General features: G+C 72.2%; 25 protein-coding genes and 1 riboswitch. Of the genes, 11 read left to right on the forward strand and 14 right to left on the reverse strand.

All coding sequences use genetic code 11. The features are described from left to right. Positions 1-126: 126 nt before the first annotated feature. The 4 genes from ACQPZZ_RS21020 to ACQPZZ_RS21035 all read right to left on the reverse strand — a co-directional run bounded on the left by ACQPZZ_RS21020 (position 127) and on the right by ACQPZZ_RS21035 (position 3,122). The gene (locus ACQPZZ_RS21020; protein ID WP_432920738.1) at positions 127-366 is read right to left on the reverse strand and encodes a hypothetical protein; all 240 of its coding nucleotides are present in this window, start codon (positions 364-366) and stop codon (positions 127-129) included. A 10-nt stretch (positions 367-376) separates the two neighbouring features. Then, positions 377-1,000: a TetR family transcriptional regulator gene (locus ACQPZZ_RS21025; protein ID WP_432920741.1), complete on the reverse strand. Its 624-nt coding sequence runs from the start codon at positions 998-1,000 to the stop codon at positions 377-379. A gap of 111 nt (positions 1,001-1,111) precedes the next feature. Continuing rightward, positions 1,112-2,278: a 3-hydroxy-9,10-secoandrosta-1,3,5(10)-triene-9,17-dione monooxygenase oxygenase subunit gene (gene hsaA / locus ACQPZZ_RS21030; RefSeq protein WP_432920744.1), complete on the reverse strand. Its 1,167-nt coding sequence runs from the start codon at positions 2,276-2,278 to the stop codon at positions 1,112-1,114. A 103-nt stretch (positions 2,279-2,381) separates the two neighbouring features. Next, the gene (locus ACQPZZ_RS21035; protein ID WP_432920747.1) at positions 2,382-3,122 is read right to left on the reverse strand and encodes a TetR/AcrR family transcriptional regulator; all 741 of its coding nucleotides are present in this window, start codon (positions 3,120-3,122) and stop codon (positions 2,382-2,384) included. A 112-nt stretch (positions 3,123-3,234) separates the two neighbouring features. On the opposite strand from ACQPZZ_RS21035, the gene ACQPZZ_RS21040 reads away from it, so the two are divergent. Genes ACQPZZ_RS21040 through ACQPZZ_RS21050 form a run of 3 tightly spaced genes read left to right on the forward strand, consistent with a single transcriptional unit; the run spans position 3,235 to position 7,374 of the window. After that, positions 3,235-3,825 carry an NADPH-dependent FMN reductase gene (locus ACQPZZ_RS21040; protein ID WP_432920750.1) on the forward strand — a complete coding sequence of 197 codons (591 nt, stop codon included), beginning with the start codon at positions 3,235-3,237 and terminating at the stop codon, positions 3,823-3,825. 1 nt (position 3,826) lies between these two features. Next, on the forward strand, positions 3,827-5,557 hold the full coding sequence (locus tag ACQPZZ_RS21045) for an ABC transporter ATP-binding protein (RefSeq protein ID WP_432920753.1): 1,731 nt from the start codon (positions 3,827-3,829) through the stop codon (positions 5,555-5,557). After that, entirely contained in the window at positions 5,554-7,374 is a 1,821-nt protein-coding gene (locus ACQPZZ_RS21050) for an ABC transporter transmembrane domain-containing protein (RefSeq protein WP_432920756.1), read from the forward strand. Before ACQPZZ_RS21045 ends, ACQPZZ_RS21050 begins: the two co-directional genes overlap by 4 nt. 131 nt (positions 7,375-7,505) lie before the next feature. Here the strand turns inward: ACQPZZ_RS21050 and ACQPZZ_RS21055 are convergent, their stop codons facing one another. From ACQPZZ_RS21055 to ACQPZZ_RS21070, 4 genes are all read right to left on the reverse strand, one after another. After that, a complete protein-coding gene (locus ACQPZZ_RS21055) occupies positions 7,506-7,844 on the reverse strand; it encodes a TraR/DksA family transcriptional regulator (RefSeq protein WP_363647161.1) in 339 nt (112 codons plus the stop codon). Beyond that, entirely contained in the window at positions 7,831-8,661 is an 831-nt protein-coding gene (locus tag ACQPZZ_RS21060) for a rod shape-determining protein (RefSeq protein WP_432920760.1), read from the reverse strand. Before ACQPZZ_RS21060 ends, ACQPZZ_RS21055 begins: the two co-directional genes overlap by 14 nt. Next, positions 8,658-9,014 carry a TraR/DksA family transcriptional regulator gene (locus ACQPZZ_RS21065; RefSeq protein ID WP_432920763.1) on the reverse strand — a complete coding sequence of 119 codons (357 nt, stop codon included), beginning with the start codon at positions 9,012-9,014 and terminating at the stop codon, positions 8,658-8,660. Before ACQPZZ_RS21065 ends, ACQPZZ_RS21060 begins: the two co-directional genes overlap by 4 nt. 368 nt (positions 9,015-9,382) lie before the next feature. Beyond that, positions 9,383-9,751, reverse strand: coding sequence for a hypothetical protein (locus ACQPZZ_RS21070; RefSeq protein WP_432920766.1), 369 nt, complete (start codon positions 9,749-9,751; stop codon positions 9,383-9,385). Between the two features lie 262 nt (positions 9,752-10,013). Here ACQPZZ_RS21070 and ACQPZZ_RS21075 point away from each other — a divergent pair, with 262 nt between their 5' ends. After that, positions 10,014-10,499: a hypothetical protein gene (locus ACQPZZ_RS21075; RefSeq protein WP_432920769.1), complete on the forward strand. Its 486-nt coding sequence runs from the start codon at positions 10,014-10,016 to the stop codon at positions 10,497-10,499. 36 nt (positions 10,500-10,535) lie between these two features. Then, positions 10,536-12,782, forward strand: a complete 2,247-nt coding sequence (secD, locus tag ACQPZZ_RS21080) for a protein translocase subunit SecD (RefSeq protein ID WP_432920772.1) — start codon at positions 10,536-10,538, stop codon at positions 12,780-12,782. Between the two features lie 68 nt (positions 12,783-12,850). Here secD and ACQPZZ_RS21085 read toward each other — a convergent pair whose 3' ends face one another. After that, on the reverse strand, positions 12,851-13,573 hold the full coding sequence (locus ACQPZZ_RS21085) for a glycoside hydrolase family 25 protein (protein WP_432920775.1): 723 nt from the start codon (positions 13,571-13,573) through the stop codon (positions 12,851-12,853). 11 nt (positions 13,574-13,584) lie between these two features. Further along, positions 13,585-13,726: riboswitch (cyclic di-AMP (ydaO/yuaA leader) on the reverse strand. Between the two features lie 357 nt (positions 13,727-14,083). On the opposite strand from ACQPZZ_RS21085, the gene ACQPZZ_RS21090 reads away from it, so the two are divergent. Continuing rightward, positions 14,084-14,494 (forward strand): undecaprenyl diphosphate synthase family protein, encoded by a 411-nt coding sequence (locus ACQPZZ_RS21090; RefSeq protein ID WP_432920778.1) that lies wholly within the window; start codon positions 14,084-14,086, stop codon positions 14,492-14,494. Continuing rightward, the gene (locus ACQPZZ_RS21095; protein WP_432920781.1) at positions 14,491-15,417 is read left to right on the forward strand and encodes an oxygenase MpaB family protein; all 927 of its coding nucleotides are present in this window, start codon (positions 14,491-14,493) and stop codon (positions 15,415-15,417) included. The genes ACQPZZ_RS21090 and ACQPZZ_RS21095 overlap by 4 nt, the downstream gene beginning before the upstream one ends. 28 nt (positions 15,418-15,445) lie before the next feature. Here the strand turns inward: ACQPZZ_RS21095 and ACQPZZ_RS21100 are convergent, their stop codons facing one another. Next, positions 15,446-15,592: a hypothetical protein gene (locus tag ACQPZZ_RS21100; RefSeq protein ID WP_432920784.1), complete on the reverse strand. Its 147-nt coding sequence runs from the start codon at positions 15,590-15,592 to the stop codon at positions 15,446-15,448. Between the two features lie 165 nt (positions 15,593-15,757). Between ACQPZZ_RS21100 and ACQPZZ_RS21105 the strand changes: the two genes are divergently transcribed. Continuing rightward, complete coding sequence (locus ACQPZZ_RS21105) at positions 15,758-16,330, forward strand: flavin reductase family protein (RefSeq protein WP_432920786.1); 573 nt, start codon at positions 15,758-15,760, stop codon at positions 16,328-16,330. A 93-nt stretch (positions 16,331-16,423) separates the two neighbouring features. Here ACQPZZ_RS21105 and ACQPZZ_RS21110 read toward each other — a convergent pair whose 3' ends face one another. After that, positions 16,424-17,293 carry an IclR family transcriptional regulator gene (locus tag ACQPZZ_RS21110; RefSeq protein ID WP_432920789.1) on the reverse strand — a complete coding sequence of 290 codons (870 nt, stop codon included), beginning with the start codon at positions 17,291-17,293 and terminating at the stop codon, positions 16,424-16,426. Between the two features lie 176 nt (positions 17,294-17,469). On the opposite strand from ACQPZZ_RS21110, the gene ACQPZZ_RS21115 reads away from it, so the two are divergent. Beyond that, a complete protein-coding gene (locus ACQPZZ_RS21115) occupies positions 17,470-19,167 on the forward strand; it encodes an alpha/beta hydrolase (RefSeq protein WP_432920792.1) in 1,698 nt (565 codons plus the stop codon). On the opposite strand, the gene ACQPZZ_RS21120 is transcribed toward ACQPZZ_RS21115, so the two are convergent. The 3 genes from ACQPZZ_RS21120 to ACQPZZ_RS21130 form a co-directional block, all read right to left on the reverse strand. Then, positions 19,153-19,770 carry a TetR/AcrR family transcriptional regulator gene (locus ACQPZZ_RS21120; protein WP_432920795.1) on the reverse strand — a complete coding sequence of 206 codons (618 nt, stop codon included), beginning with the start codon at positions 19,768-19,770 and terminating at the stop codon, positions 19,153-19,155. The two genes, ACQPZZ_RS21115 and ACQPZZ_RS21120, sit on opposite strands and share 15 nt — an antisense overlap. Positions 19,771-19,796: 26 nt before the next feature. After that, positions 19,797-21,074: a C39 family peptidase gene (locus ACQPZZ_RS21125; RefSeq protein ID WP_432920798.1), complete on the reverse strand. Its 1,278-nt coding sequence runs from the start codon at positions 21,072-21,074 to the stop codon at positions 19,797-19,799. A 134-nt stretch (positions 21,075-21,208) separates the two neighbouring features. Continuing rightward, complete coding sequence (locus ACQPZZ_RS21130) at positions 21,209-21,949, reverse strand: group II truncated hemoglobin (protein ID WP_432934474.1); 741 nt, start codon at positions 21,947-21,949, stop codon at positions 21,209-21,211. 128 nt (positions 21,950-22,077) lie between these two features. On the opposite strand from ACQPZZ_RS21130, the gene ACQPZZ_RS21135 reads away from it, so the two are divergent. Then, a complete protein-coding gene (locus ACQPZZ_RS21135) occupies positions 22,078-23,181 on the forward strand; it encodes an SMI1/KNR4 family protein (RefSeq protein ID WP_432920801.1) in 1,104 nt (367 codons plus the stop codon). Beyond that, the gene (locus ACQPZZ_RS21140) at positions 23,178-23,342 is read left to right on the forward strand and encodes a hypothetical protein (RefSeq protein WP_432920803.1); all 165 of its coding nucleotides are present in this window, start codon (positions 23,178-23,180) and stop codon (positions 23,340-23,342) included. Before ACQPZZ_RS21135 ends, ACQPZZ_RS21140 begins: the two co-directional genes overlap by 4 nt. The last annotated feature ends 1 nt before the right edge of the window (position 23,343 follow it).

The raw sequence follows: 23,343 nt of genomic DNA on the forward strand, positions 1-23,343 counted from the left end.
TGACTCGAACAGGGATGCCACGTTCGGTGCCATGAGGAGAGACTAGAAATCGTTTCTGTGACAGACAATGGTCCTGTCCCGCTCAGCGGTCTTCCGCTCAGCCGGTTTCCGGAATACATACTGGTTTCAGCGGCGGGCAGCACCGGCGACGGCCGCGCCGAGTCCCGCACGGCAGGCCGCCCGGGCACCGGCGGCGTGGCCCGTCGCGGCCAGTGCGCCGCCGAGTGCGACCCAGACCGCAGGACGCCGGCGCACGAGCGTACGGCGATCCCACGGGGCCGATCGCGCCGCGAGCACCACCGAACCGAGCCCGAACGCCGCGAAGACGCTCAGGATCACCAGGAACGCGACGATCTCCGCAGCCACGGAAGGAATGCTAGTGAGTGCGGGCGGCGGCGTTCGAGCGGGGCGCGAGCAGCAGCCGGCAGGCGATCCGGATGTCGCTTTCCGTGTCGGGGACCGACACCCGGCCGTTCAGGCCCGACTGCAGCACGCCGTACCAGCACTGCATGAGGAGCCGGATCAGCGTGACGTCCACGACGGTGGGTTCGGCGATGCCGAGCGTCCGCAGGACGATCCGCCGGAACTTCATGTCGATGCGGCCGGCGTCGGCCACCGCGGCGGCGTTGGCCGAGTTCGCGCACTGCAGCATCGCCGTCGCCAGCGTCGGACGGCTCAGCAACTGCCTGCTGGCCAGCACGAGCACGTCGGCGACGGCGTCCTCCGGCGCGGTGCCCGGCTTCGGGCGCGGGACGCTCTCGTCGAACCGGTCGATCTGCTCGGCCATCACGGCCGTGAACAGGTGGATCTTCGAGGGGAAGTACCGGTACAGCGTGGCGATCGCCACCCCGGCCTCCTTGGCCACCTCGTGCATCTGGACGCGCTCGAGGCCCTTCTCCGACCCCAGCCGCGCGGCGGCCCGCAGGATGCGCAGGTGCCGGGCGCGTTGTTCCGGCGAGCTGGGCTCCGCCGGCGCCCGCACCTCGGCGATTCTCGGCACCTCTCCCCCCGATCCTCACGTGTCGCAACGAAGATACACAGCTCCGCGCGGCGGCCTGCCATTGGTCCATACCACTGAGTGGGACGGCCGGGCCGGGGCATGGGTGATGCCTCAGATGAGGTTGTCCTCGACGGTCAGGCCGAACTCGCCCTTGCCGTACATCGCGAGGGCCCGCTCGACGTCGTTGGCCACGTGGACGCTGCCGGCGTGGGCATCCCGCCAGGCCCGCTCGATCGGGTTGCCCCGGCTGAGGGAGTTGCCCCCGGCCGTCTTGAACAGGATGTCGATCGCCTCGAGCGCCCGCTCGGTGGCGCGGACCTGGTCCCGGCGGGCACGCAGCCGCAGCTCCACCGGAATCGTCTCGCCCCGCACCGCGTGCTCGTACACCTCGCGGATGTTGCGGTCGGTCTGCAGGATCGCGGCATCGATCTCCGACGCCGCCCGGGCCACCGCCACCTGCGCGAACTGGTCCTCGGTGAACCGGCCGCCGTCCAGGCTGAGCCGTACGCGGTCGCGCATCGCGGTCACGTACGACCGGTAGCAGCCGGCGGCCATCCCGATGACCGGGGCGGTGATCGTGGTGGTGAACACGGCGCCGAACGGGATGCGGTAGAGCGGCCCGGTGTTCACCTTCTGGCCGGGGCCGCGCAGCTGCGCCATCTCGTGGTTGCGCATCACGCGGTGCGCGGGCACGAAGGCGTCCTCGACGATGATGTCGTTGCTGCCCGTGCCGCGCAGCCCGATGACGTCCCACACGTCGTCGATCAGGTAGTCGGAGCGGGGCACCAGCACGGTCATGAAGTCCACCGGCCTGCCCCGGTCGCCGAGGACCAGGCCGCCCACCATGGCCCACGACGCGTGCTCACAGCCGGAGGAGAACCGCCATCTGCCGGACAGGCGGTAGCCGCCCTCGGCGGGGACGAGCCGCCCGACCGGCGCGTACGACGAGGAGATCAGCGCGTCCTGGTCGCTCCCCCACACCTCGTCCTGGGCGGCCTCGTCGAACAGGGCGAGCTGCCAGGGGTGCACGCCGAGCACGGCGACCGTCCAGCCGGTGGACCCGCACACCGCCGAGAGCTCCCTGACCACCTCGTAGAAGCTCACCGGGTCGCTCTCCGCGCCGCCGTACCTCTTGGGCTGCAGCATCCGGAAGACCCCGGCCCGAACCAGCTCCCCGATCGACTCCGCCGGGACCCGCCGGTCCTCGTCCGTGGACCGGGCCCGTTCGGCGATCTTCGGCAACAGCGCCCGAACCGCGTCCAGGACCTCGTTGCTCATCTGGGAGTCCTCCGTGTCACGCTCGTCGGTCAGATGCCGTCAATGATGGTGCGTGGAGCCGACGGCCGCATGTCAGGGCACTCCCGGCCGATGGAACCCGCCCTCAGATCTTCAGGCGGGCGGCGACGCCGTCGAGGACGCTGTCCAGCCCCAGCTCGAACTGCCAGTCGTCGTCGTCCTTCCTCACGCCCTCGCGGATGTAGCGCTCGAACGCGGGATAGCGGCCCGACTCCAGCAGCCACCTCATCCGTGACGAATAGAGGCCGCGCAGGTCGTCCATCTTCTCCGCGCCCTCCTTGCGCATGAGCCGGGCCATCCTGATGCGGGCGGTGGTCGCCCCGGTGACGAACGCCGTGACCGTGCCGACGACGGTCATCGCCGTGTCGGCGTCGAGGCCGAGGCCGTCGAGCGACGCGAGCAGGCGGTCGGTCCGCGCGACGAAATTGGGCGTCAGCGGCCCCGCCTGGGCCGTGGTCTCCACCAGCCAGGGGTGGCGCAGCATGAGGGCCCGCAGCCGCAGCGCGGACACCCGCAGGACCTCCCGCCAGTCGCGGCCCTCCGCGGCCCGCGCCTCCTCGGCGTAGACCGTGTCCACCATCAGCTCGATCACGTCGTCCTTGCCGCGCACATAGCGGTACAGGCCCATGGTGGCGACGCCGAGCCGCTCGGCCAGCCGGCGCATCGAGACGGCGTCGAGCCCCTCCGCGTCGGCGATCTCCACGGCCGCCGCGGCGATCTGCGTGTGGGTCAGCGCCGCGCGGGGAGGCCGGGCGGGGCGCTCCATCCGCTGCCAGATCGACTCGTGAGCGCCGTCGTCCACATCGTCCGCTTTCTTCCCGGCCATCGCCATGCCCCTCCCGTTCGCTGAGTACATCGTACTCCGACTTGTACGCTGTACGCATCTGCGCGTACGGTGTACTCGTTGCGTACGACGTACTCACCTCATGGAGGAGACCATGTCCGGAGAAGACCGGCTCAGTGTCGCGATGATCATCGGCAGTGTCCGGGACGGGAGGGTCGCGCCCCTCGTGGCGAACTGGTTGGCCGGCCAGGCCGAGCGGCGTGACGACGTCGCGCTCGACGTGATCGACCTGGCCGAGACCCGGCTCCCCGACGGGCTGCGCGGGCACTTCGGCGGCCAGAAGCCGGAGGAGGTCACGGGGCTCCAGCCCCGGGTGGAGGCCGCCGACGCCTTCGTCGTCGTGACCCCGGAGTACAACCGCAGCTTCCCCGCATCGCTCAAACTGATGATCGACAGCTACCACCGGGAGTGGGCGGCCAAGCCCGTCGGATTCGTCTGCTACGGCGGCATGTCCAGCGGCCTACGGGCCGTCGAGCAGCTCCGGCTGGTCTTCGCCGAGCTGCACGCGGTGACGATCCGCGACTCGGTCGCCTTCCAGAGCCCCTGGACGCTGTTCGACGCGGAGGGCAACTGGCCGAAGGACCCCGCGGGCCCCGAAGGCGCCGCCAAGGTCATGCTCGACGAGCTCGTCTGGTTCGGCCGGGCCCTGCGCGAGGCGCGGGCGGCCCGGCCGTACGGGGGCTGAGATGGGCTCCCTGATCCGCTCCGCCCTGCGGCCCCGCCGAGGCGCGGTCGCACTGATCGGCGTGCTCCAGATCGCGCAGGCGCTCGCCGCCCTCCTGCTGCCCACGATCAACGCCACGCTCATCGACGACGGCGTGCTGCGCGGCGACACCGGGCTGATCGTGCGTCTGGGCGGCCTCATGGCGGCCGGGACATTGGCACAGGTCCTGTGCTCGGCCGTGGTGGGAGTCCTCGCCGCCAGGACCGCCACCGCCGTCGGCCAGGACCTCCGCGCGGCCGTCTACGCGAAGGTCCAGTCGTTCTCCTCCCGGGAGGTGGCCCGCTTCGGCGTGCCGTCCCTGATCACCCGCACCGTCGGCGACGTCCAGCAGGTGCAGACGCTGGTCTTCATGGGACTGACCGGCCTGGCCGCGACGCCGATGATCTTCCTCGGCGGGGTGGTCATGGCGCTGCGGCAGGACCTGCGCCTGTCCACGCTGCTGCTGGTCGCGCTGCCCGCGCTGTCGGTCGTCCTGTGGGCGATCCTGCGACGGCTCACCCCGCTGGCACAGGCGACGCAGCGCGGCGTCGACCAGGTCAACCGGCTCGTCCGCGAGCAGATCGCCGGCGTCCGGGTCGTCCGGGCGTTCGCCGCCGAGGAGCGCGAACGCGCCAGGTTCGCCGAGGCCAACGACGCGTTGCTGGACGCGTCCGTACGCGCGGCGCGGCTGGCTGCCGTGATGTATCCCGCCGGCATGCTGATCGGCAACCTCTGCGGCGTGGCGGTCGTCTGGTACGGCGGGCACCTCGTCGACGACGGCGTGACCCAGGTGGGCTCGCTGGTGGCGTTCCTCAACTACCTGGCCGTGATCCTGGGGTCCGCCCTGCTCGCGACCTTCACCGTCCTGGCCGCGCCGCGGGCCCGGGTCTCCGCCCTCCGGGTGCGCGAGGTGCTGGAAACCGGGACGGAACCGCTCGGCAACAGTCCGGCCCGGCGAGGCCGGTCTTGGGAGGGCGAGGTGGAGATCCGCGACGCGCACGTGCGCTATCCGGGGGCCGAGGAGCCGGTGCTGCGCGGCGTGAGCCTGCTCGTCCGCCCCGGCGAGACCGTCGCGGTCGTCGGCTCCACCGGCTCGGGCAAGACCACTCTGCTGAACCTCGTGGCCCGGCTGCTCGACCCGACCGGCGGCCGGGTGCTGCTCGACGGGACGGACCTCGCGTCGCTGCCTCCGGATGAGCCGGCCGGCGTCGTCGCCCTGGTGCCGCAGCGGCCGTACCTGTTCTCCGGCACCATCGCCGGCAACCTCAGGTACGGCAGGCCCGGGGCGACGGACGCCGAGCTGTGGCAGGCGCTGGAGGTCGCCCAGGCGCGCGACTTCGTCGAGGCGCTGCCGGAGGGTCTGGAGACGCCGCTCGGACAGGGTGGCGCGTCGCTGTCCGGCGGCCAGCGGCAGCGCCTGACGGTGGCGCGGGCCCTGGTCGCCCGTCCCCGGGTGCTGCTGCTCGACGACCCGTTCTCCGCGCTCGACCCGCTCACCGAGCGGGCCCTCGCCGACGCCCTCGCCCGGGAGACCCGCGACGTCGCCGTCGTTCTGGTCGCCCAGCGGATCTCCTCGATCCGGCACGCCGACCGGACGGTGGTGCTCGACGAGGGCCGCGTCGCCGGATCGGGCACCCACGAGGAGCTGATGACCTCGTGCCCCGCCTACCGCGAGATCGTGTTCTCCCAGAAAGGCCAGGAGGTGGCCGCATGACAGCCCGGAGGCGAGGCGCCGTCCGGCGTCTGCTGGAGACGGCCCGCCCCGAACTCCCCCTCGCCCTGGCCGCCCTGGTCTGCGCGGCCGCGGCCGTGACCCTGACCGTGGCGGTCCCCCGGCTGCTCGGCGCGGCCACCGACCTGGTGCTGTCGGCCGTGTCCGGGCACCGCGGGGTGGACTTCGCCGCGACCGGCCGGGTCCTGCTGGGCGCCCTCGCCTGCTACCTGGCCGCGTTCGTCCTCGCCTTCGTCCAGCAGCGGACGACCGCGGCCATCGCCCAGCGGCTGGTCTTCCGGCTGCGGGAGCGGACCCAGGCCAAGCTCGCGCGGCTGCCGCTGGCCTACTTCGACGGGCGGCAGCGGGGCGAGGTGCTCTCGCGCGCCACCAACGACGTCGACAACGTCGGCCAGACGCTGCAGCAGGTGCTCGGCGTGGCGGTCACCGCGCTGCTCACGCTCGTCGGCGTGCTCGCGATGATGGTGTGGACCTCGCCGCTGCTCGCCCTGGTCTCAGTGGTCATGGTGCCGCTGTCCGTCGTGGCGGCCAGGGCGGTCGGCAGGCGGGCGCAGCCGAGGTTCGCCGAGCAGTTCGCCGCCACGGGCCGGCTCAACGCGCACATCGAGGAGACCTACACCGGGCACGCCCTGGTCAGGGTCTTCGGCCGGCGGCGCCAGGCCGCAGGCGAGTTCGGCGAGCGCAACGACGCGGTGTTCCGCGCGGGGTTCCGGGCGCAGCTGCTGTCCAGCCTGATCGGCCCGTCGATGTCGCTCGTCATGAACCTCAACTACGTGCTCGTCGCCGTGATCGGCGGCCTGCGGGTGGCGGCCGGCGCGCTGTCGGTCGGCGACGTGCAGGCGTTCATCCAGTACTGCCTGCAGTTCGGGCAGCCGGTCAACCAGGTCACGTCGATGTCCACCCTCCTGCAGTCGGTGATCGCCTCGGCCGGGCGGATCTTCGAGCTGCTCGACGAGGACGAGGAGGAGCCCGTCGCCGACCCCGTCCGGCTTCCGGCCGCCACCACCGGGCGGGTGACCTTCGAGAACGTCTCGTTCCGGTACGCGCCGGACCGTCCCCTCATCGAAGACCTGTCCCTGGTCGCGGAACCGGGGCAGACCGTCGCGATCGTCGGCCCGACGGGCGCGGGCAAGACCACGCTGATCAACCTGCTCATGCGCTTCTACGACGTCACGGGCGGGCGGATCACCGTCGACGGGGTGGACATCGCCCGGGTGCCCCGGCAGGCGCTGCGCACCAGGATCGGCATGGTGCTGCAGGACACCTGGCTGCGGCACGGCACGATCGCCGACAACATCGCGTACGGCGCCGGCGACGTGCCGCGGGAGCGGATCGTCGAGGTGGCCAGGGCCACCGGCGTCGACCACCTCGTACGCACGCTGCCCGACGGGTACGACACGGTGATCGACGACGACGGCGAAGGGCTGAGCGCCGGCGAGCGCCAGCTCGTCACCATCGCCCGCGCGTTCCTGGCCGATCCCCCGATCCTGGTGCTCGACGAGGCCACCAGCGCGCTCGACACCCGTACCGAGGTGCTGGTGCAGCGGGCCATGACCTCGCTGCGGGCCGGGCGCACCGGTTTCGTCATCGCCCACCGGCTGTCGACCATCAGGAACGCCGACCTGATCCTCGTGATGGACGAGGGGCGGATCGTCGAGCAGGGCACGCACGACGAGCTGCTGGCGGCGGGAGGCGCGTACGCCCGGCTCCACCGCGCTCAACTGTCCGGCACTCAACTGCCCGGTGCTCAACTGCCCGGTGCTCAACTGTCCGGTGCTCGGCTCTCCGGATCCCGCTGACGGCCGCCGCCCATCGTGACGGCGGCCCGGGACAGGAGACCGGGCGCAGGAAGCCGGGCGCCGGTCCGCCCCCGCCCTCCCGCTCGGTGGAAGTCCCGGCGGGCGGGCCCGGGGGCGGAGCGGCGCAGGCGTCAGCGGGCCTCGTGACGCCGCTGGCAGGTGATGCAGTAGCGGGCCATCGGCCGGATCTTCAACCGGCCGAACGGGATGACCGCGGCGCAGTCGGCGCACCGGCCGTAGCTCCCCTCGTCGATCCGCTCCAGCGCCTTGCGCAGCTCGGCGACCGCCCGCTCGGTGGCGGCGACGTCGGCGAGCAGGGCGAGCTTGGCGGTGTCCTCGTTGCCGCCGCCGACGTCGGCCCGCAGGTCGCGCAGCTGCACCTCACGCCACTGGAGCTGCTCCTGCAGGTCCGCTCGCATCGCCTGCATCTGCGGCTGGCTGATGGCGGTGAACTCGTCACTGGTGGTCATCGTCGACGTCCTTTCGTCCGATGGCAGACATGCCGGGGGTGCGGTGCCGGACCGTGGACAGCAGGCAGGCCAGCCCTCTGACGGTCGCGTTCGCGGGATCGGGTGCGGGGCTGACGGTGATCCGCAGCTCCGCGCAGAGCTTGCGGGCCAGCTCCGGGTCGTGGGCGCCGCCGCCCGTGATCAGCAGGCCCTGCTGCCTGGCGATGCCCCGCAGGGCGGCGGGAACGCGCGCGACCAGGTCGGCGACCATCGCCACGACGCGTTCCCGCGCGTACGGCGGGCAGCCGGCGCCCTCCGCCGGATCGCCCGCGGCCACCTGTACGGCGCCCGCGTCGGCGATCTCTCCTGAGCGGATGACGACCGCCTCGGCGATCCCCGCCCCCAGGTCGAGCAGGAGCCGGGGCCTCGGATCGGCGATGTCCAGGCCGCAGCCGACCGCCGCGGCCAGCGGCTCCTCGACGATCGTCACCCGGCAGCGGGCGGCGCTGTTGACGGCCGCGTACGCGGCTCGCCGGTCCAGTCGCGAGGCCGCGACGGGCACGCCGAGCAGAACGCGTTCCAGGGGCGGGTGCCGCTCGGTCACCACGTCGAGCAGCGCCGTGCGGACCAGCCGGGCGCATCCCGGCATGTCGGCCACCATGCCGTGCCGCACCGGCCACCGGCGCGCCCCCGGTTCGCCGCATGCCGACGGACGCTCCTTGACCGCCGTGCTGCCGGACAGCAGCAGCCGGGTCCGCGCGGTGCCGAGGTCGAGAGCCAGGGCCGGTTCCCCGCCTCTCCTCCCGTTGACACCGGTCATGCCGGTCATGACCGTCATGCCGTCATCCGGGCTTCGCCGGCGCAGGCCGCGCACTGCTGCACGTGCGGCGCGAGCCGGAGCCGGTCGAGCGGCAGGAACGCCTCGCATCGGGTGCAGGTGCCGTACAGGCCCCGGTCCATCCGCTCCAGCGCCGCCTCGATCGCGGCGACGTCGAGACGCGCCTGCCGTACGCGCGCGGCGGACGGGCGTGCCACGACGGACGACGCCACGTCGTACGGATCGCGCGTCCGGGCCAGCTCGGCCCGGGCGGCGTGGAGCCGCTCCTCGAGGAGCATGCGCAGCTCGGACAGCTGCGCGGTGTACCGCCGGCACTCCTCCATGAGGAGGCGCGGCGACCTGATCTCTGCCATAAGCGGCATCACTCCAGGTGAAGGATGAGTCGGCGCGCGAGCGTGCGCGCCTCGACGCACCGGTGCCGGTGCACGAGATGAGTACGCGGGCGGGCCCGCGTGGCGGCGGCCGGGGGCTCCGCTCGGAGCGCGGCGTCACGACGACCCGCTCCCCACGGGGACACGCCGACGGCGCCGTGCCGACGGGCACGGCGGGACAGCGGTGTGGCGGGGTGCGGGTGGGCGTGAGCGGGTGCGCGGACGCCGGCGCGCGTCACCGGTCCCGGTCGCCCGGCGCACCGATCCGGCATGGCCGGACATGGATCAGGCGCGCGACGACGAGGGCCGTGACGGTGCCGCGGTTCCCGCGGGCTCCGAGCGGGCTTTGGTCAGCGGACCTGTGGTGGACTGCGTGAGCCGGCGGTGCGGTGCCCGGTCTGCTGCGGGCTGAGGACGATGTCCTCGTGGGCCCGGGCGGGCATCGGTGCGTAGACGGGAGCCACCGTGACCGCCGCGTTGCGCGGCCGCAACGGGAACGGCAGGTGCTCGGGACCGGCGCCGCCGGTGGGCAGGGTCGCCGACTGCGGCGTCCACGCTCCCATCGTCCACAGCTCGGTGGCGCCCTGCGGCGTGCGCTGAGCGGGATCGCCGCCGTACCAGGCGGGGGTGGATGCGACCAGTGCGAGGGCGAGCATCAGCAGGCCCACCACCAACGTGAAGGCGGTGGACCCGCACATGCCACGTCGTGAGGTCGCCATGAGACCGACCATAACCCACCTTCGCGAAACGGTCATCTGCGTTTCCCGCTGCCCGTTTGTGACGTTCGGTGCGCGCCCGATTCCCGGCATTCGTGATGCGTACCCCGTTTTCCGGCGCCGTTCCCGTACGCCCGGGTGCGTTTCCCCTTCCCTCCCGTGCGGCATGTCCCTACCGGCAGGGGATGCGGCACGGCATGCGCCACGCCCGCGCGGAAGCCGCTACGGTGGCCCGCAAGACCGGGTCGCGTGGGAGGGAGGGATCGTGCGACGCAGGCTGACCACCGCGCTGCTGCTCCTGCTGCACGCGATCTTCCTGACCGCGGCCGGCGTGCCCGCGTCCGCGCTGGAGACGCCGCATCGCGTGGCCGCACCGCACAGCACCTTCCCACACGGCGCCTTCCCACACGGCGCCGGCCCGCACCTCGCTCCGGTCCGTCCGGCGGCCGGGACACGCGGTGTGCGCCAGGCGGCCCGCGCCTGGTCCCCGGCGCGTGACGGCGCCCGGCTCACGGACGTCCGGGCCTGCGCTCCGGCGCACGCCACGCGGCCCGCGAACGGCGACCCGTCCCGCGTCCAGGCGGGCGCGGGCGGCCCCGGCGTGTCCGGCGGGCCGGTCGTGCTGCCCAATCCGGCGGCGCCGCGCGGCGGCACCCGGGTCACCCGGGCCGGGCCGCACCACGACGGCCCGCCCGCCCAGTGCCCGCGCCGGGCCGCTACGGCCCGCGCTCCTCCCTCCACGGCGTACTGAGACCTTTTCCCAGTTCGTCACGCCTGTGGAGGCTTCATGTCCCGTGCGCCCCTGTGGCGCGCGGTGGCGGCGCTCGCCGTCATCGCGACCTCACTGCTGCTCGCCCTCACCATGGCCCCGCGCCTCGGCCTCGACCTGCGCGGCGGCACCCAGCTCGTCTTCGAGACGAAGGACTCCCCCACGGTCAAGGCGGACGCCGACGCCACCGACCGTGCCCTCGACGTGCTCCGGCGCAGGGCGGACGCCCTCGGAGTCGTCGATCCCACTCTGGTCCGCTCCGGCGAGAAGCGGATCATCGTCGAACTGCCCGGTGTGCTCGACCCGCGCGAGGCCGCGAAGGTCATCGGCAAGACCGCGCAGCTCAACTTCCATTCCGTGCTCGGTCCCGCGGAGGACGGAGACAAGGACGCGATCGCCGACGAGAGCGGCCAGAAGCTGAAGCTCGGCCCGGTCGCGCTCAGCGGCGCCGGCGTCACGGACGCCGCCGCGCGCACCGACCCCCAGATGGGCCCCGGCTGGTTCGTCACGATCGACTTCAGGGAGCCCGGCCCCTGGCGTGAGCTGACCGGAAAGGCGGCCTGCGCGCCGGTCGGCGACCACAAGCGCCGTGTCGCCATCGTCCTCGACAACGAGGTCATCTCCTCGCCGCAAGTAGCGGAAACGGTGGCCTGCGAGGCCGGGATCCCCGGCGGCACCACGCAGATCACCGGGTCGTTCACGGCCCAGGAGGCCCAGAACCTCGCGGTGCTGGTCAAGGGTGGCTCGCTTCCGGTGCCGCTGGAACTGGTCGAGCAGCGCACGGTCGGCCCGACCCTCGGCGCCGACGCCATCGCGGCGAGCGCCAAGGCCGGCATCGTCGGGGTCATCCTGACCGCGCTGTTCATCGGCGTCGTCTACCGCCTGGTGGGCGTGCTGGCCGCGGTCGCGCTCGCCTGCTACGGCCTGATCTCGTACGCCGGGCTCGTGGCCATGGGAGCCACGCTCACGCTGCCCGGCCTGGCCGGGTTCGTCCTGGCGATCGGCATGGCGGTGGACGCCAACGTGCTGGTTTTCGAACGGGCCAGGGAGGAGTATGGCGAGGCGCCACGCCGGGGCCTCAAGGCGGCCCTCGACCGTGGCTTCAAGAACGCCTGGAGCGCGATCGCCGACTCCAACATCACCACCCTGCTCGCCGCCGGGCTCCTGTTCTGGCTGGCGTCCGGGCCGGTGAAGGGCTTCGGCGTGACGCTGGCCATCGGCGTGCTCGCCTCGCTGGTCTCAGCGATGCTGATCACCCGGGTGCTCACCGCCGCCCTCATCGGCAGGATCGGCCCGCGGGCGTCCGGCCTCGGCTCGATCGGCCGGGTCAGGACCTGGCTGACCCGGCGTGACCCGGACCTGATGCGGGGCAGGCGGCTGTGGCTCGCCGTCGCGGCCGGGCTGCTCGTGCTGGCGGGCGCCGGGCTGGTCGCCCGTGGCCTCAACTACGGCGTCGAGTTCACCGGCGGCCGGATCGTCGAGTTCGGCACGAGCAGGCCCGTCGACGTCGCGACGGCCAGGCAGGCGGTTGCGGACGCCGGGTTCCCCTCGGCCGTCGTGCAGCGGTCGGATGACGCGATCTCGGTGCGCACCGGGCAGATCAGCGCCGACGACGTGGTCCGCATGGAGGAGGCGCTGGACCGGCGCGTGGGCGACGTCACCAAGCAGCGCGACGAGCTCATCGGGCCGAGCCTCGGCGAGGAACTGCGCCGCAACGCGCTCATCGCGCTCGCCGTCGCGCTCGCGGCGCAGCTCGTCTACCTGGCGTTGCGGTTCCGGTGGACGTTCGGCACGGCGGCCGTGGCGGCGCTGTTCGTGGACGCGGCCGTCGTCGTCGGCGCGTTCGCCTGGCTCGGCAAGCCGATCGACGGCGTCTTCCTGGCCGCGATGCTCACGATCATCGGCTATTCGGTCAACGACAAGGTCGTGCTCTTCGACCGGGTGCGCGAGCTGTGGCCGGTGCGGCGCGGGGAGCCGTTCCACCGGGTGGTGAACACCGCGATCCTGCAGACCGTGCCGCGCACCGTCAACACCGGGCTCGGGGCGCTGTTCATCCTGGCGGCGCTGGCGGTGTTCGGCGGCGACTCGCTGCGCGACTTCGCCGTCGCCCTGCTGATCGGCATCATCGTCGGCACGCTGTCGTCGTCGTTCGTGGCCGGGCCGGTGGCGATCGCGCTGGAGAGGCGCACCTCGCAGCCGCCGCCCGCTCCCGCCGCCCCGCGCCGCAGGCCCGTCACTCGCGACGGATCGGGCGCGGTCGTCTGAGTCGCGAGTCGTGGCCCCGGGACGTGCCCGGGGCCACGAGAGCGGATCAGCGCCGGATCAGGGCCGGATCAGGGCCGGCCGAGTGCGCGCAGCTCAGCGGGCGTCAGCGCGGAGACGTTCTGGTCGATGGGCGAGTCGGTGTACTGGTGGATCGCCCAGGACTTCCAGTCGGCGGGCGGCGTGATGTCGCCCGGGGCCTTGCTGTAGTGGGCCACCCACAGCGGGTACTGGCCGAGGCCGCCGCCGTACTCGTTCGCGAAGTTCCAGCCGCTGTAGAACATCGGCCTGGTCCCGGTCTTGGCCGTCACGTACTCCAGCCAGGTCTTGGCCCACTTGTTGACGTGTGCGACCGACTCGCCGTCGGTGGTCTCCAGGTCGAGCACCAGGATGTCGCCGGGCTTGCTCGGCTGCGCGTTCACCACGCCGAGGAAGTGGTCGGCCTCGGCGATCGGGTCGTTGGAGGGATGACCGAAGTGGTAGACACCCCGGACGATGCCCTTCTTGGCCAGTTCCCGCCAGTGCCGGGGGAAGGACGAGTCGACCCAGGACGTGCCCTCGGTGGCCTTGATGAAGCCGAACTGCGCGCGGCTGTTCACCCAGTCGTGGTCGGCCTCGTAGCCGGAGACGTCCTGGCCGTACGTGTGCGGGTTGGCGTAGGCCGGGGCGGACAGGACGACGGCCGCCGTGACGCTGGCCGAGGCGGCCGAGACCGCGAGGGTCGCCGCCGCGAGGGCGGAGCGCAGGCGCCGGCGGGAGGGCCGGCGGCCGAGGGAGAGCCGATGGGTGGGCATACGGGGTTGACTCCTTGCTTCCATGCCGCCTACCGGGTTAGCTGACGGGTTCGGGCAGGAAGTGCCCTACGGACGCATCTGGGGGCTGCGCCCGATTCACCCCAGGAAATGGGTCCCCGGCTCCGCAGGACGCGGATTCGGCGGCCGCGCGATCATCCTGATCGCGTGGACCGGGCAACGACACGGCAACGGACACGAGAAGGCGGAGACCGCCGGTACCCATTGCCGTGGCACCTAAAGGTACACACCGCACCAGAATGGTGTAAACAGGACAAAAGGCGTCTTTACCTGCGCCGATGCGAGCTGCCGCGGCCGGGATGGCGTCGGCGTACCCTAGGGCCCGTCGGGCCGGGGTAAGGATCACGGCTACCGACGTTGAGTAGTCGATCAATCGCCCTACGTGAAAGAGTCCGTCTCCGGAGAGGATCACCCTCCTCCTCCCTCCCGAACCTGGGGAGGGGATCGCGACGAACGGGTGTGAGAGGCATCCCTCATCACGTGGCGTGTGTCATGGACGGGAACGGCCGGTGGGCCGCGCAACGGTCGCTGCCCCGCACCGCGGGGCATCGGGCGGCGGAGGCCGCCGTGATCGACGTCATCGAGGCGGCGCACACGGCCGGCGTCGAGTGGTTGAGCCTCTACGCCTTCTCAACGGAGAACTGGCGGCGCCCGGCCCCCGAGGTCGACGTCCTGCTGCGCCTGGTGCGGCGCGCCATCCGCGTCATCCGCACCTCCGGAGAGCAGCGGATCTCCAACTTCATGCTGTGGCAGGTGGCGTACGCCGAATGGGTCTTCCCCCGGGTGCTGTGGCCCGACTTCCGGGCCGAGCACTTCTGGGAGTGCCTGGAGGCCTACCGGCGGCGCGAGCGCCGGCTCGGCGGCGTACGGGCACCGGCCCCTACGGGAAAGGGATGTCGATGAGCGACGCAGCAGCAGCCGGAACCGACGCCGATCCGCTCGGCCCGGGATCGATGCTCCACCGGTTGACCCGGCAGGCACGCTGGGGGCTGGTGGCGACCCGGGCCATCGTCCTGGAGGCCGCGCACCCGCAGATCGGCGCGGCGTTGATCACCAACTCGACCTTCGTCGCGCACCCGTGGCGGCGGCTGCGCAACACCGTGCTCAGCGCGCAGCGGATGGTCGACCCCGACATTCAGGTGCGGCAGCGGGAGGCGGCCCGGCTCAACCGCATGCACGCCCGCATCACCGGTATCGACGCGGAGGGCCGCCCGTTCAACGCCGCCGACTCCGAGGCGCGCGCCTGGGTGGTGGCGACGCTGTTCGAGTCCACGGTCACGATGTGCCGGCTGAGCGGCGAGTCCCTCGACGGCCCCGCCCTGGACCGGCTGTACGCCGAGTTCCGGGCGTTCCTCGCCCTGATGGACCCCTACGGGGGCAAGCTGCCGCCCACCATGCGGGAGTTCTGGCGCTACTACGCGCGCGCCGTGGAAGAGCGGCTGGAGAACACCGAAGCGGTCCACATCATCCTCGACCGCCTGTTCGCGCAGGTGCCCGCTCCCACCCCCTCTGCTACGGGACCGGCCGGCCGTGTGGGCGGCGGGCAGGGCGCTCGCCGGGCCCACGGCCAGCGCCGTCGTCGTGGCGTCGCTGCCCGAGTCGCTCCGCGCGCGACTGGGGCTCGCCGAGGTGCCGGGCACACGCACGCTGATGCACGCCGCCTACCTGTCCACTCATCTCGCGACGCGGCTGCTGCCGGAGTCGTGGACACGGCTCGACACGGTAATGACCATGCTCGATCCGGCCTACGCGCCTCAGCGCGGCGGCGACGCGCCGCCGGCTGCCGGCACTCCGGCGCCTACGACCAGTTGTTCGCCCAGTCCTGACGGCCTCGCCACGTTCCCCTCGCCGAATTCATCGAGCGCACCGGTCGGCCGTCTCGCCCCCGGCGTCGCCGAGCATGCCGCCCAGGAAGATCCAGTCGCAGCGGCCGGTGTCCGACGAGAACCGCCACCGGCCGTTGACGACGTGGCCCCCGTCGGCCGGCCGGGCGATGCCCATCGGTTCCGTGACCGGCGAGACCGGCGCGGGCAGGTCCGGTGACCTGCCCGGACGGCGACTCCGCCCGTACGCGCCTTCCGCTGACCGGGATCCCCCTGCGAGTCGCACACAAGGGGGTTTGTAAGTTCGTTACCTGAGGCATCGACACGTACGCGAGGTGAGTCCATGACCGCTGCACCCGCCGACCCCGAGTTCACCGGGGCGGCGCCGCCGACGCCGGCCGAATTCCGGCGCGCGCTGGGCATGTTCGCGAGCGGCGTGACCGTGGTCACAGGCCTCGACGACGGCGAACCGGTGGGCTTCGCCTGCCAGTCGTTCGCGTCGGTGTCCCTCGAACCGCCGCTGGTCCTGTTCTGTGCCGACCACAAAGGCCGCGCCTGGCCGCGGATCAGGAATTCCGGCCGCTTCTGCGTGAACGTCCTCGGCGAGGATCAGGTGGACATCTGCGGCCGGTTCGGCTCCAGCAATGGCCGGAAGTTCGACGGGCTCGACTGGGACCTGTCGCGATGGGGCACTCCCGCGCTGCGCGGGGTGCTGCTGCGCGTCCACGGCGAGGTGCGCGAGGTGCATGTGGCCGGGGACCACGACGTGGTCATCGGCCGTGTCCGCGAACTCGAACCCGTCGCCACCGACCAGCGCCCGATGCTGTTCTACCGCGGCCGGTTCGGCGTGGAGCACGACGACCGGTTCTCCGCCCTCGGCCCGAACCTGTGGGGCTGGGGCGACCACTGGGGCTGAGCCCCGATCTCCCCCAGCCACGGCCTCTCCGGGTGACTCATCGCGCCTCTCCACCGGCCTGCGTTCTTCCCGTGGCGAGCGGTGAGCAGGCGGTTACCGGGCTCCGGGGACCATGTCCGGCACGCGGTGGACGGCCCGGGACCTGTCCTGTGCGCCGAGATCGGGGAAGAGCGCGAGCGAGACCTGCCGCGCGGCCTCGACCACGAGCGGGGCCACCTTCTCCAGCGGCGTACGGTCGTCGCCCGCCAGGGAGATGCTGGCCACCGGTCCTTCGTGGCCACGAACGGCCGCGGCGACGCAGGAGATTCCGGGGAAGCACTCCCCCCGCTCGAAGGCGAGCCCTCGGCGCCGCCTGATCCGGTTGAGCTCCTGGTGCAGCGTGCCGATGTCGCCGATCGCCCGGCCGGTCAAGGGGCTGGGCAGACGGCTGGTCGGCCGGTTGATGTGCCCGTCGACGAGCACCTCGGCCTGCTCGGGCTCCAGCCAGGCCAAGATGGCCTTGCCGAGCGCGGTGCAGTGGGCCGGCGCCCGGCCGCCGACGCGGGAGGGCACCGACAGGGCGAACCGCCCGCCGGCCTTGTCCAGATAGAACACCTCTGCGCCGTCGAGCACGGCCAGATGGACGACCATCCCGGTCCTGATCTGCAGGTTGTGCAGCACCGGCGCGGCGGCCTCCCGGATCTCGCCGTGGCCGCCGTCCCGGCCGCCGAGGCCGAGCGCCCGCTTCCCGAGGCTGTAGCCGAACGACGTGTGGTCCAGCCAGTTCAGCCGTACGAGCTGATCGAGGATGCGATGAGCCGTCGACCGCGGGAGGTGAGTGCGGCGGGCCACGTCCTCGAGCGTGAGGCGGGTGGAGCGGCCGGTGAACGCGTCCAGGATCAGCGTCATCCGCTCGACCATCGACGGCGGCAGCTCTCGTCGAGCGGGCGCCGCCGCCTCCTGCTCGGCGTGGAGAGCGGTCATCACACCTCCCAAAACTGAAATTAATTCTCGCTTCGGAATGTAGCAACGCATCACGCCTCCGGGAAGAGACCAAGAGATCTTCCTTATGCGCGGACGACCCGACCCCACCCGCGCCGTGACCGGTTCGTGACCTTGATAGCCTGCCTGCTTCGTGAGGCACGGGGATCGGGGGCCTGATGGAGGAAAGGCGGCGGTTACGGCTCGACGCGCCGCTGGACACGGCCGGGATCGTCCTCGCCTCCGCCTTCTTCTCCCTGTCCCTCACGCCGTCGCTGCTGCCCCGCCCCTGGACGCTGCAGGGGATCATCGCGGGCGTGCTCACCGCCACCGGATACCTGGTGGGTGTGCTCGCCGCCGCACTCGTACGCCCGGCCGCGGCACGGATGCCGGAGCGATGGCGCGAGGCGTGGCACCGCACGGGACGGCGGCGGGCCCGGCGCCTGGTCGCGACGTTCGGCTGCGGTCTCGGCGCGGCCTCGCTGGTCCTCGGCGTGCGCGCGCAGCGCGACATCTACGTGCTGATGGGAATGGACCCGCCGGAGCGGCTCGGCTACCTGGGGGTGCCGCTGGTCGCGGCGGCCCTGTTCCTGGCCCTGCTGGCCACGGCCAGGGCGCTGCGGATCGCGGCGCGGGCGCTGGGCCGCCTCCTCGGGCGGTGGTTCCCCGCGACGGCCGCGCAGTTCGCCGCGGGGCTCGGGGTGGGTGTGCTGGCCGTCTTCCTGACCGACGGGATCGTCACCGAGGCCCTGCTCAGGGGAGCCGACCGCAGCTTCGCCGCGATCAACAGCGAGACGGCGCCCGGCGCCACCCGGCCGAGCGCGGCCACGCTGTCGGGCAGCCCTTCCTCGCTGGTCTCCTGGGCGTCCCTCGGCCTGGAGGGCCGCGCCTTCGTCGCGGATGCGCCGGGCGTGGGCGAGCTGAGCCGGTTCGGCGGGCGGGCCGCCGTCTCCCCGATCCGCGTCTACGCGGGGCTCGACTCCGCCGCGACCACCCGCGAACGAGCCGCCCTGGCCGTACGGGAGCTGGAGCGGACCGGCGCGTTCGGCCGCAAGGTCATCTGCGTGATCACGACGACCGGCACCGGCTGGGTGGACCCGCAGGCGGCCGCCGCCCTGGAGTTCATGTACGGCGGCGACACCGCGCTGGTCTCGATCCAGTACTCCTACCTGCCGAGCTGGCTGTCGTTCCTGGTCGACCGCGACCGGGCCAAGGCGGCCGGGCGGGAGCTGTTCGACCAGGTGTACGCCCGCTGGTCGACGCTGCCCGCGGGGCACCGGCCCAAGCTGCTGGTCTTCGGGGAGAGCCTGGGGGCCTTCGGCGCGGAGTCGGCGTTCGGCGGCGACCGGGACCTGCGTGAGCGCACCGACGGCGCGCTGTTCGTGGGACCGCCGGACAGCAGCGCGCTGTGGCGGCGGCTCGTGGACGGCAGGGACCGGGGAAGCAGGGAGGCGCTGCCCGTCTACGGGGGCGGCGAGACCGTGCGCTTCGCCAACCGTCCCTCGGACCTGGACGTGCCCGCGTCACCGTGGCACGCGCCGCGGGTCGTCTACCTCCAGCATCCCTCCGACCCGATCGTGTGGTGGACGCCCCGGCTCGTCCTCACCCGGCCCGACTGGCTGGAGGAACGGCGCGGCGACGACGTGCTGCCCTGGATCCGGTGGTATCCGTTCGTGACGTTCTGGCAGATCACCGCCGACCTGGTGTTCTCCCTCGACGCACCGCCGGGACACGGCCACGCCTACGACGGCGAGGTGGTCGCCGCCTGGGCGCGGATCGCGCCGCCGGACGAGTGGAACGACGCACGGAGGGCGGCGCGGACCACGGCGCTGACCACGCTGCTCGCGCAACGCGCGGCGGGGTCAGGCGCCCGATGAACCGCGCAGTGGTGAACCGCGCAGTGAGTCGAGCCAGCCGAGCAGCCGGGCACCCTCACGCGTCATGATCTCGGGGTCGCGCAGGGCGTTGGCCAGTAGCGACATGCCCTGGTAGGCGCCCACCAGGGTCAGGGCGAGGCCGTCGGGCTCGGGCAGGCCGAGCTCGCGGAACTGCCGCTCGGCCCAGTCGAGCAGCAGCCGGATCACTCTGCCCGCCTCCGCGTCCAGGCCGCCCTCGTCACGTTTGTCCAACTCGGTGGCGAGCGTGCCGGTGGGGCAACCCCACCGGGCCGCGACGTCGCGCTGGGAGACCCACGCCTCCACGAGCCCCTTGAGCCGCTCGCGCGGGTCCGGCAGCAGCTCCAGCCGGGCGGTGAGCTCGCCGAGATGCCGGGCGTGCTCGGCGAGCGCGGCGGCGATCAGCTCGTCCTTGGTCTTGAAGTAGTAGTAGACGTTGCCCACCGGGACGTCGGCGGCGCGGGCGATGTCGGCGATGGTGGTGCGCTCGGCCCCCTGCCGGTGCAGAACCTGGGCGGCAGCGGCCATGAGCCGCTGCCGCTTGGCGCTCGCGGCCTTCACCCGGGCACTGGTCGAGTCAGTCACCTGACTGACTATAGACCCGCCTGGTGTCACCAGTTGGCCGGCAGGCCCGGTGTGGTCGGGGGCAGGGGGCGGTTCTTCGGGTGGATGATGTACACGATCCCGCCGCTGCCGGTGCTGCGCAGCCAGACGTTCTCGAAGTTGGCCCGCGGGTAGACGTGGCGGACCGCGTCGTCGTCCGGGGATGCGGGGTCGTTGGCGATCACGTCACCGTCGGCGGTGAAGCCGACGATGACCATGAGGTGGCCGTTGGTGCTGTACCCCGCGCCGGGCAGTTCCTCCGACTTGAACGACTGCGAGGTGACGACCGGGATGCCGGCCCGGACAAGCCGCTCCATCTCGGTCAGCGAACGGAGCCGGGTGACGAACCCCTCCAGCCCGTACCGCCCCGCGTAGGCGGTGTTGAACGGCCAGTTGCCCGCCCCCTCGTACGCGTAGTCGTAGGTGTATCTGGCGGCGTAGTCGACCTCGGGGTCGGGGTCGGAGGGGTCCACCCAGGCGGTGTCCTGCTTGCCGGGCCACTTGCCCCAGTAGCCGAGGACCATGGTGGTCGAGGTCGGGCTGCACCAGGCCTCTCCCCCGCCGTCCCACTCGGGGTAGTGGCCCTCGTGGACGTTCTGCGACCGCCGGGGCACGTTCAGCTCGACGCCCCAGGCGGTGCCGCCGGGGCTGACCGGGACGGTCGTGCGGTCGGGCACGGCCGAGGCCATCGCGCCGAGCGCGCGCACGACCGGCTGCACGGACGAGCCCGGCGTGCGGTACAGCGTGACGCGCAGCTGGTAACCGGTGATCGCCTTGCCGGCCGCGGCCACGAACGTGTCCACCGAGACGGTGCCGTCGGCGTCCCGCTGCCCGGACAGTGAGGTGCGCCGGATGTCCTCGTCGCCGTACGCCCAGCGGCCGAGCACGTACCACTTCGTCTGCCCGGCGGCGTGGCGGCCGCGCATCTCGACCTGCAGCCAGCTCCCGGCGGGCACGTCGGCGTTCCAGCTGGCCACCAGCTCGGTGGCGGCGAACCCGACGGGCCGCTCGGGGCCGGTCCACCGGGCGTACTCCCAGGTCTTGGTGCCGAGCGCGTCGGTGTAGGAGATCGTGCCCACGGGGGCGCCGAAGGACAGGGTGGTGCCCGCCTTCACTCCCTCCCGCAGGCCCGGGCCGAAGTGGGCCCGCTGGTAGACGACGTCGACGGCGGACGACGGTGACGGCGGTGGCGGTTTGGCCACGGCCTCGGCTGCCGTGGCGGTGAGGGAGGAGGTCATCAGTAGGGCGGACAGGAACGCGGGCAGGAACACGCTCGGCACGCGCATGGCTCACCTCGGGGTCTCGTCGGCGCCCCCGACGGTAGAGACCGCGGCCCCTGCGCGCATCGGCAGGAATACGTATCCGTTACCGGGGTTCGCACGGCGGGCGCAGCACGCGCTCTGCACTACGACCGGCGCCGTCAGGAGGCGGGGGTGTGGGGCGGGGCGACGCCCCAGCCCCACTGGGGGACGGGAGCCTGCTGCGGGGGGCGCGCGCCGGGCTGCGAGTTGGCGAAGGCCAGGCGCGTGCCCCACTCGATGTAGCTCGCGAAGGCGGCGCGGAACTCGGGGTCTGCGGGCAGGCCGACCTCGTCGGCGGCGTCCATGAAGAGGTTGACCCAGCGGCGGCGCTGGGGTTCGGTGATGGCCTTGCCGAGGTGCTGGAGCAGCATGTGGTGGTAACCGCCCCGTTCACGCGTGTAGCGGGACGGGCCGCCGAAGACCTCGGCCAGCCACATCGCGACATACTTGGGGTGGCCCGGGTCCATGTGGGCGAAGAGGGGACCGATCAGGTCGTCCTTGAGGACCTGATCGTAGAACGTCTCGGTCAGCCGCTCGAACGCCTCGGTCCCGCCCGCCCAGTCGTACAGGCTGGGGACGGAGGAGCCGGCGCCGCGCACGGCGGTGGGCTCGTAGTGGCGCATCTCCTCGATCTGCCGGACGTACGGCTTGATCTCCCCGAAGAACGTTCCGAAGTGCTCACCGCCGCGGAAACCCCGCAGGTGGTCCTCGGCGGAGGTCCAGGTGATGCGCAGAACGTAACATTCGGGCTCTTCGACGCAGCGGGACAGCTCGTAGTCCACGCACTGCGGCGCGGCCGCCAGGGACTGCGCGGCACGCCTGTAGGCCTCTTCGAACTCCCCGGCGTCCTGCCGCGCGATGCGACTCGACGATCATGTGGACAGCGCCCCCCGTGGCCGCGATGACGGATGGAAGATCACCGTAATACTGTAATCAGTGCAAGTCGACCCCGTGGGGCCTTGCTTGGAGGCACAGGTGGATGGCCCATATGACTGACGACGAGCTCATCGAGGCGGTCCGCGCGATCCCCGGTCTTCTCCCTCCCGCATCGCCCGAGGCCATCGACGAGGTGGAACGGGTCATCGGGCACTCGCTGCCTCCGTTGCTCCGCCGTCTGTATCTCGAGGCCGCGAACGGCGGCTTCGGCCCGCGCACGGGGATACTGGGGGTGACCGGGAGCGAATACGAGCACCATTTCGAAGTGGCCGACATCGTCGACATGTATCCGGATACACGTGACGAGTGGCCCGGCATGTTGTGGTTGTTCGACTGGGGGTGCGGAATCTGGTCCGTCATGGATTTCCGGGATCCGGCGGGGCCGATGTGGGTATGGGACCCGAATTGCGACGCGGAAGAGTCTCCGGACGAAGTCCCGTTGACTCCGCAGAACATGACCCTGGCCGAATGGCTCACAGAGTCACTCAGCGGCAACCTGGAAAAGGCTTTCGAGACCTCGGATCTCGTCGCCGTCGCCGAACGCCGCGCATCGTTCGACGTTTGTCCCGGCGAGCTGGAATACACCCCGCCGGAGTGCCTGCCGGACGATGAGATCATCGGGACGATGTCCGCGCTGCCCTGCCTCGGTTCACCCGCGTCTTCAGCGGCGGTCACCGGGGCGGAACGGACGATGGGGCTTTCCCTGCCTCCGTTGCTTCGCCGGTTGTACCTGGAGGTGGCCAATGGAGGAGTGGGCCCGGGCCGGGGTATCCAGGGGGTGCCCGCGCCAGGCGCCCACCGGGCGCGCGAGATCGTCTTCTCCCACAGCGCATGGAGTTCCGGCCCGGATCCTTTCGTCCCTCCCGGTTTCGTCTGGCTCTGCAGTTGGGGGACCGCGATCTGGTCGCTCGTGGATTGCCGCGATCCCGCGGGCCCGATGTGGATATGGGACCCGGTGGGTCCCCACCTGCGGCCGGATCATACGGGTGCCCGAGTAGACCCTTCCACGTTGACGCCGCAGAACATGACCCTCGCCGAATGGCTGACCGAATGGCTGACAGGATCGTTCACGAGGGATTTCCGGCCTTCCACTCTTCGCGCCGTTGCGGCGCGACGGGGCGAGGTCGTGTCACGGCCGGGCCCGCCCGCTGGATGATCGCGCCACGCGCCCGGGTGGGGGTCCAGATCGAGGCGCTCCCGCACCCCGCGCTGCGCCACTCCGAGCGGCTCGGCGGCGTGCAGCCCGGCGAACCGTCCGCTCCGGCGCCCGACCGGCGTCCCGGCGCTCCCGGTCAGGTCACGGCCGTTATCCGATAAG

This window comes from Microbispora sp. CA-135349 (genome assembly GCF_050947365.1).
Classification (GTDB): Bacteria; Actinomycetota; Actinomycetes; order Streptosporangiales; family Streptosporangiaceae; genus Microbispora.